The following is an 8,521-nucleotide window of genomic DNA, read 5'->3' as shown; positions in this document are numbered from 1 at the left end:
CTCCCGAATAAGATTGCGTCACGGGCAAACAGCCTGGGGCCTGTGCATCTGTCTTGCAGCTATGGTACCTGGAAAACTGTGCTGAACAGTTACATCCCGTCTTCATTTGCCAATAAAAAAAGTACCGCTCCCTGTGAGGAGAAACGGTACTTTCTCAAAACTGATTTTATACCAGCAGTGGGTGACCGCTTTTCAGCTTTCTTCGTTACCGTTTCCATCGGATCTGCGGCGGCGGACTTTTTTTGGAAAAATTACCAGCCTGCGGTAGTAACCTTCCCCCACACTCTGGGTGCGGACAGTCCGGTCATCCTTTAAGGCAAGGTGAATAATCCTGCGGTCATGGGCATTCATCTGGCCGATGGTGGCAGGTTTTCCCGTACGCCTGGCCTTTTCCGCCTGTTTCAGGGCCAGTTGCTGGAGATGCTCCTTGCGGGTTTCAATATAGCCCTCCACATCCATCTGGATACGGACACGGCCTTCTGCATCCCGGTTAACGATTTTGTCCACCACATACTGTATAGCTTCCAGTGTCTGTCCCCGCTTGCCAATGATGATGGCGGGATTGCCTCCATCCAGGTTGTAAAGGATACGGCCCGGAGACACCTCTTCCCGTATGGTGACATCCTCACTGATATAGGGAAGGATTTTTTCCAGCACTTCACGGCCACGGGCAATCATTTCCGGTGTCACCTCAACGGGTACCGGGTTTTCTTCTTCTGTTTCAACAAAATTATCTCCCTCGGATTCCGGCAGATTGACAGGGACGGGTAAAGGCGCATCCTCTTTTTTGCCTTTGGTCGAAGGGGCTGGGGAAGCCGCTGGTTTTCTGCCATTGCCCCGGCTGTTTTTTGATCTGGATGACCGGGACCGGGACCGGGAGCCCTTTTCCATCACCGGAGGATCAAGGGGGCCACCGCTGCTTTCCACTTCCACTGCTGCTGAAGACAGGGACTCTTCCTCCGGAAGCGTTTCCTTGCTGGCAGGGGTCTCGGGCTGCACCCTCACTTCTTTAACGGTCTCCCTCAAATCCTGCTTTTTCTTTCCCTGGGAACGCTGGGGTTTGCCACCGCCATTGCTTTTTTTCTCCTGCGGCTGAGCCGTACCGTTAACAGCTCCAAAGGCTTCATCCACAAGGGAGGATGCACTGACCTTGCGGTCGGATTCTGCGGAGGTCCCGTTTTTCCCCTGGGAAAGGGTGATGCGGATTTTTGCCTTTTTTACCCCGACCAGTCCAAAAATACCCGTGGAACCATAGGAAATCACATCGTACTGAATTTTATCCTTGGAAAGCTTCAGCTTTCTGCTGGCATTTTCCAGGGCGTCTTCCACACTTTTGCCTTCATATTCTACTGTGGTATTCATGCCCTCTCCCCGTTATTTCGAAGTCCTGATGATATAATACTGCTGCGCAATGGACAGGATGTTGTTCACAAGCCAGTAAAGAACAAGGCCTGCGGGAAAATTGATGAAAATTACCGTAAAGATCAGCGGCAAAAACATCATGATTTTCGCCTGCAGGGGATCACCCGCAGGGGGAGCCATTTTCTGCTGCAGAAACATGGTGGCACCCATGATGATGGTCAGCACGGGAATACCATAGGGTTCCTGCATGAAGGGAATGGAAAAACCAAAATCAAAAAGACGGTCCGGTGCGGAAAGATCCTGTATCCACCCCATAAATGGCGCATGGCGCAGCTCGATGGCCTCATACAGCATACGGTAAAGAGCAATGAAGATAGGCATCTGTACCAGCAGAGGAAGGCAGCCGCTCATGGGGTTCACCTTGTAGGTCCGGTACAGATTCATGATTTCCTGATTCATCTTCTGCTTGTCATTACCGTATTTTTCCCTGAGCTCCATCATCAGGGGCTGCAGTTTTTTCATTTCATTCATGGCCCTGTAGCTTTTGTTGCCCAGAGGCCAGAACAGAATCTTTATAAATACCGTAAGAAGAATAATGGCGATCCCGTAATTGGGGATCACATTGTAAATCTTGTTTAAAAGCCAGAGACAGGGCTGGGCGAGGATATCAAACCAGCCAAAATCCACCAGTGCCTGAAGTCCGTAACCGGCATCCTTGAGCACATTCACACTCTTGGGGCCTGCATAGAAATAGGCTTTTTTGGTCAGCAGAGCTTCCGGGGCAAGGTGAAAGGTATCCGTGAAGTAGGTTGCCCTGTATGCCCTGTCATCTTCTATGAGAATCCTCATGGAAGAAGGCTCTTCACTGGCAGGAATAATGGCTGTGGCAAAATAACGGTCCTGAATGGCCATCCAGCGGATATTTCCGTTATAGCGGCTTTTATTTCGGATATCCTTGATTTTAAGCCGTTCCACGTCCCTGTCAATAAAAAGGGTGGGCCCTTCAAAGCCGATGGCCCTTCTGTCCGCGAGGGGAGATACCAGAGAAAGGCCCATGCGGTCGGCAATAATCCGGCTGCCCGTATTCCGGATACGGATGTCACAGGCGATGAGATAACTCTCCGGTGAAAAGGTATAGCGTTTTTCCACCACAAAGCCGTCCGGGGAAGTCCAGGAAAATATCAGATTTCCTTCCCCGCTCTGCAGCACATGCCTCTGCTGCTCCGGACCCGTAAAAATGGCATTTTCAAGGCCGGAAATGCTGTTGTTTTCCATGGAAAGAATGAAGTTGGCGCCAAGGCTGTGATCCAGAACCTGTTTTTCAGGACTCCCTTTTTCTGAGTCTTCCCGGTAATTTTTAAGGGAAAGCCCTTTAAAGGCAGCGCCTGTTTCGGAAAGTACAGCCGTGTACAGAGGCGTTTCCACCGTAAACAGACGGGCTGGCCTGCCGGGGTCCTCTGCCGCAGGCTGCCGGACAGGGGCTGGCGCTGCTGCCATATCCGGAACAAATGCCCCGTTCTGTACAGACTGGGCGGTTTCATGGGGCCTTTCCACCACAGGCGGCGGCTCCGGCATGAAAAAATAGTTCCAGACGATAAAAACCAGAAAAGACAAGACAATAGCTGCAAGAAAACGAAACTGCTCCATGAATAACTCCTAATACTCCCAAAGGTGCGCGGGTGCCCGCTACCCAGACGCGGGCCGGAAAATGGTTAAACCGGCACAGACCTTCCGCGTTGGCTTTTCCATGCAGACAAATACTTAAAGCGTGTACGGTCAGTCACCAAATACAAAAGGGCGGCAGGAGCCTCTCCCGAATCAGGGTACAGGGTCCACACCGCCCGGATGGAACGGATGACATTTCAAAATACGTTTAATGGCCATACAGCCACCCCGAAAAACACCATATTTCTGCACCGCTTCAAAGGCGTAGGCCGAACAGGTGGGGTAAAAACGGCATGATGGGCCCAGCAGGGGAGACAGGACGATCTGATAGATACGAATCAGCAGCAGGATCAGACGTTTAAGCACTTAGGTCACCCGATCTCCTCTCAATCTTTTCAAACAGATCCTGAAGGGATGAGAAAATACGGTCTGAAGTCTGATCCACCACTTCCCGCTTGGCAATGACGTGAATATCCAGACAGCCAGTGACCTGCATTTTCCCGCAGGTCCGAAAGTATTCCCGTACAAGCCGTTTGATGCGATTCCTTTTCACGGCATTTCCTACTTTTCTGGAAGCCGTAATCCCCACACGGGGACGGGAAAAAGCATTTCCGGAAAACAGGGCAAGAAAATAGCGGGAATGAACCTTGGTGCCTGTTTTTGAAAGCTTAACAAACGCTCCCCGCTTTCGCAGGCGGTCTCCCTTTGTAAAAAATCCCTGCAAATCCGTTCTCCTCTGACAGCCCTCTTACCCGTCGCTGCAAACCTGTGCTTCCTTAGAGGCAAGGTGTCCGGGCCTGCTTCGGAAACAGCTTTGGTTTTACAGTACGCCTTTACAACCCTTAAGTCCTGTTCCCGGGAATATCCTAAAGAATCCCGAAACAACACCGACACTTTTTTCAGTAAAACAGAAAAACTGTGTTTCAACGGTTTTTTCCGCTGCTGCCCTGAGGGCAGCGCAGAGTCAGATCATACTAAAAAAACAACTTTTTCAGGCAGAAAGACGCTTACGTCCTTTGGCTCTTCTGGCCTTGATAATGCGACGGCCCGCAGTGGTGGACATTCTTTTGCGGAATCCATGGTTTCTTGCCCGCTTGATGCGGCTTGGCTGAAATGTTCTTTTCATAATCCTTACTTCCCTTAGACCATAGAGGCCTGCTGTTGTGTTACGGTTTTATAAGCTGCCTGCCCTGAAAAAACACCTTTACCCATGCAGGACCGCATGCTGATCACAAGCTTTCAAGAGGGGTACAATGCACCTGTATATTGATGAAAAACACCTTTTTTTATACAGATTTTCCATCACACCCCTTGTCCGGGGAGGTTTCCTGCTCCGGACAAATCGCATCAGGGAATCATATTTCCCCAAGACTGTCAACCCGATTCTCCGGTGTCGGGTCTGGTTTTTACCTTAAGATTTTCAACAATATCAAATTCCTCAGGGTGGCAGGCCGGATCTGCCGTTACCTGTACCTGCATACCGGTTTTCTTTTCAATCACATCAACAAGAGACCTTGAGCCCCGGAGAATTTCTTCGGCGGTTTCCGGGTGACAGACAATGGTAAAGCCCTCACCTGCGGCATCTGCCGCATACCGCAGCAGCTCTCTGTAAATCTGGAAACATAAGCTCACAGGAGAAGCCACATGGCCCCTTCCGTCACAGCAGGGGCAATTGCTGCAAAGAATCCGTGAAAGGGATTTTCTTGTTCTTTTCCGGGTCATCTGAACAAGTCCCAGCTCACTCATGGGCAAAATATTGGTTTTCACCCTGTCCGCCTGTACCGCATCCCGGAAAGCCTGATACACCCTGTCCTGATTGGCCGGACGGGCCATATCAATAAAATCAATGATGATGATACCACAGAGATTCCTCAGGCGGATCTGATGGGCTATTTCCCGGACGGCTTCAAGGTTGGTCAGGAGAATGGTTTCCTCGAAATTCTCCTTGCCCACATAGCGCCCCGTATTCACATCAATGGCCACAAGGGCTTCGGTCTGTTCAATGACAATGTAGCCGCCCGATTTCAGCCAGACCTTTTTTTTCAATGCCCGCTGAATTTCTGCTTCTACGTTATAGGCATCAAAGATCAGTGCCTTGCCGCTGTAATGCACCACATCCACTTCCAGATCCGGCATGGTTCTGCCAAGGAACTGGCGCACGGCTTCGCAGCCTTCCCTTGAATCAATCACCAGACGGCGGGCATCATCGTGGGTGAGCAGATCCCTGAGGGAGCGGAAGGTGACGGAAAGGTCCCTGTGGATACGCGTGGGTGCCTTCTGATTTTTATACCGCGCCTGAATCATCTCCCAGAGGCGGTCCAGCACATCGATTTCCCTTGAAACGGCAGGGGCTTCCACCCCTTCGGCTGCCGTACGGAAAATATAGCCATGCTCAGAATTCCTGTGGGCTTCCACAAGATCCTTTAAGCGCTGCCTTTCCCCATCGCAGAGGATTTTCCTTGATATTCCCACATGGGGAACCGTGGGCATGAGCACGAGAAACCTGCCGGGCAGGGAGATCTGGGTGGTAATCCGGGCACCTTTGGTACCCACAGGCGCCTTGATCACCTGCACCATGAGCTCCTGACCTTCCTTCAGAAGGGCTTCAATCCGGTGGCGGCTTTCCCTGTTGTTTTTCCCCAGAGCGCGGGGGGGGCCTTCGGTTTCATCTTCCGGATCCTCCACCTCCAGTCCGCAGGGGTCCGGCATCACGTCATCCACATAGAGAAAGGCCGCCTGCTTCAGCCCGATGTCCACAAAGGCTGCCTGCATTCCGGGCAGTACCCGCTGCACCCGCCCCTTGTAGATACTGCCCGTGATATTCTCTTCCTCCCCCCGCTCCACAAAAAACTCTGCAAGGACACCATTTTCAAGAAGGGCCACACGGGTTTCCCCGGGTGCCACATTCACGATCAGTTCTTTTTTCAAAACATCCCTTTCCTGAACCTTAACCGGCATATACCTTGATAATGTCAAGATTGCTTACCGCCTCCGGCGTCATGTCAAAAACCGCCGTCAATACCTGTGCAGGCCGAAGGGTTCTCTCTTCCCAGGATCGCAGGGAAAGGGACAGAACCCTCTCCTCTGTCATATCCATATGAACAATGAATTTTTTGATATCCAGAAGTCTTACCTTGCCCTTTTTGCCGGGCTTTTCCAGAATCCATTCTTCTTTGGCTGCAAAATCCGCTAATTTCTGCGGATCAAAGGGGGCAGGACTGCGTACTTCATAATACAATACCGGATCTTCCTTTTCCCCCGGCCTTGCCTCTCTGCATGCGGTGATTGTAAGGCCTTCAGGAAGAAAGGGGTTCACCCTGTCTTCAAAGCCCTCTGCAGAAACTTCAGCGCCTGCGGTCAGAATAAAATTTTCACAAAGACTGGCCATGCCCAAAGGCAGGGTATCGGTAAAACGGATTTCCGGTTTCGGATTGAATCCGATGGAAAACCTGAAGGTGACACCGGCCATGCGCAGGGCCTTCAGAAGAATCTGAATCATTTCAAGATGCCCGAAAAAACGGGCAGGCCCTGTTTTTTCAAAACTGACCCGCAGACTCCTGAAATGCTGCGGCATGCGGGGGGGCGGAACTTTTTGGGTCTCTGTACCTGAAAAAAGTCTGGGTTCAATGGTATCAAAATCGCAGATACCACACCCTGCACAGCTCCCCTCCCGGCAATCCGGCGTCCGGGTCATGGCAAAGGCCTTTTCCCATTCCTGCTTCAAAAAATCCTTTGTGACACGGATATCCATCACGTCCCAGGGCAGGGGTTCATCCAGAGAACGCTGGCGGGAAACAAAAAAATCCACATCCAGTCCTTCTTCGGCAATGGCTTCATCCCAGAGATGCTGTTTGAAGTAGTCGGACCAGCCGTCCAGTACGCAGCCCTTTTCCCAGGCCCGGACCAGAAGGGAAGCCATGCGGCGGTCCCCTCTGGAAAAGAGGGCCTCCAGATGGCTGCTGGCCGGATGCTGCCATTTGAACTGGACACCGGGCATTTTCAGCCGATTCCTCAGAAAACGGAATTTTTCCATGGCTTCATCAAGGGAAATCATTCCCGCCCACTGAAAGGGCGCATGGGGCTTGGGAATGAAGGTGCCCACACTCACGGTCACCTGTCCCCATTTGCCCTGGGGGGTGCGGAAGCGGCGCAGTTTATCCGCAAGGTCCACAATGGCCTGCAAATCTTCATCGCTTTCCGTGGGAAGGCCAACCATAAAGTAGAGCTTGATCTGATTCCATCCCAGAGAAACCGCATCCCTTACCGTATTGACGATTTCTTCTTCTGTAATATTTTTATTGATCACATCCCGGAGTCTTTGGCTTCCCGCCTCCGGGGCAATGGTGAAACCGGTTTTACGAACCTTTTTGATCTGTTCCATCAGCTCCGGGGTCAGGCGTCCGGCCCGGATGGAGGGCAGACTGATGGCCCGCTGTTCTCCGGCATAACGGTCCATGAGATGCTCCATGAGATCCGCAAGGCAACCGTAATCCCCCGTGGAAAGGGACAAAAGGGACATTTCGTCATAACCCGTGGCAGCCAGAGCCACCTCCGTGATCTGCAGAAGCCTTTCCATGGACCGTTCCCGGACGGGTCTGTACAGCATACCTGCCTGACAGAAGCGGCAGCCCCTTGTACAGCCCCTCGCAATTTCAAGGCGCAGTCTGTCGTGAACCGGATTGGTAAAGGGCAGAACAGGTCTCAGGGGAACGGGGGCGGCTTCCAGGGAAGCCAGTACGGCCTTTTTCACGGAAGGGGGCTGGCCTTCTTCCGGTTCAAGGCGCTGCAGACCCTTTTCGTCCCAGGAAGGTGTGTAGAAGGATGGCACATATACACCGTCTGTCAGGGCCAGTTTTTTGAGAAGTTCCCTGCGGGTACCGCCACCGGCCCTTTTAAATTCCTGAACGCTGTGGCAGAGGGCCAGGAGCTGTTCTTCTCCGTCACCCATGAGCATGGCATCAAAGAAGGGAGCCATGGGTTCAGGATTACAGACACAGGGACCACCTGCGATGACGAGGGGATGGGTTTCATCTCTCTCATGGCTGTAAAAGGGCAGGCCTGCAAGGTTCAGGATTTCCAGTGCCCCCGTGTAGTTCAGCTCATAGAGCAGGCTGATGCCGAGAATATCCAGCTCGGCCAAAGGGGTACGGGTTTCAAGGGTGGCAAGGGGAAGCCCCGCTTCCCTGAGCAGGGCGGCCATGTCCGGGGCAGGCACATAGATACGCTCTGCCGCAATGCTTTCATCCCTGTTCAGGATGTCGTAGAGAATCTGCAGGCCGAAGTGGGAGGCTCCGATCTCATACATATCGGGAAAGGCAAGGCCCACGCGGAAATAATTCCCGCCTTCCTTGCGGATACTGTTGACTTCCGTACCGAGGTAACGGCTGGGTTTTTCCACTCTGGAAAGAATGGATTCAAATTGATGGCTGGATAAGGACATGATATTACCGGAGGCAGAGGGTCTTGGAAAATAAGGGTCCGGTGGCAAAAAGGG

7 protein-coding genes are annotated in these 8,521 nt (G+C 52.2%); all 7 read right to left on the bottom strand.

Annotated features, from left to right (window positions below):
• Positions 1-192 precede the first annotated feature (192 nt).
• Positions 193-1,362 (bottom strand): RNA-binding cell elongation regulator Jag/EloR, encoded by a 1,170-nt coding sequence (jag, locus tag LZ24_RS03165; protein ID WP_144682265.1) that lies wholly within the window; start codon positions 1,360-1,362, stop codon positions 193-195.
• 12 nt (positions 1,363-1,374) lie between these two features.
• A complete protein-coding gene (gene yidC, locus LZ24_RS03160) occupies positions 1,375-3,009 on the bottom strand; it encodes a membrane protein insertase YidC (protein WP_144682263.1) in 1,635 nt (544 codons plus the stop codon).
• Positions 3,010-3,180: 171 nt separating this feature from the next.
• Positions 3,181-3,393: a membrane protein insertion efficiency factor YidD gene (gene yidD / locus LZ24_RS03155; protein ID WP_144682261.1), complete on the bottom strand. Its 213-nt coding sequence runs from the start codon at positions 3,391-3,393 to the stop codon at positions 3,181-3,183.
• Complete coding sequence (gene rnpA, locus LZ24_RS03150) at positions 3,386-3,751, bottom strand: ribonuclease P protein component (RefSeq protein ID WP_144682259.1); 366 nt, start codon at positions 3,749-3,751, stop codon at positions 3,386-3,388. The genes yidD and rnpA overlap by 8 nt, the downstream gene beginning before the upstream one ends.
• Before the next feature lie 267 nt (positions 3,752-4,018).
• On the bottom strand, positions 4,019-4,153 hold the full coding sequence (gene rpmH, locus LZ24_RS03145) for a 50S ribosomal protein L34 (RefSeq protein WP_144682257.1): 135 nt from the start codon (positions 4,151-4,153) through the stop codon (positions 4,019-4,021).
• Between the two features lie 248 nt (positions 4,154-4,401).
• Positions 4,402-5,955, bottom strand: coding sequence for an Rne/Rng family ribonuclease (locus tag LZ24_RS03140; protein ID WP_144682255.1), 1,554 nt, complete (start codon positions 5,953-5,955; stop codon positions 4,402-4,404).
• Between the two features lie 19 nt (positions 5,956-5,974).
• The gene (locus LZ24_RS03135) at positions 5,975-8,467 is read right to left on the bottom strand and encodes a TIGR03960 family B12-binding radical SAM protein (RefSeq protein WP_144682253.1); all 2,493 of its coding nucleotides are present in this window, start codon (positions 8,465-8,467) and stop codon (positions 5,975-5,977) included.
• Between the last annotated feature and the right edge of the window lie 54 nt (positions 8,468-8,521).

The organism is Desulfobotulus alkaliphilus, from assembly GCF_007830435.1.
GTDB classification, from domain to species: domain Bacteria; phylum Desulfobacterota; class Desulfobacteria; order Desulfobacterales; family ASO4-4; genus Desulfobotulus; species Desulfobotulus alkaliphilus.
The sequence above is the reverse complement of the archived record's forward strand: the minus strand, read 5'-3'. Positions and strand labels throughout refer to the sequence as shown.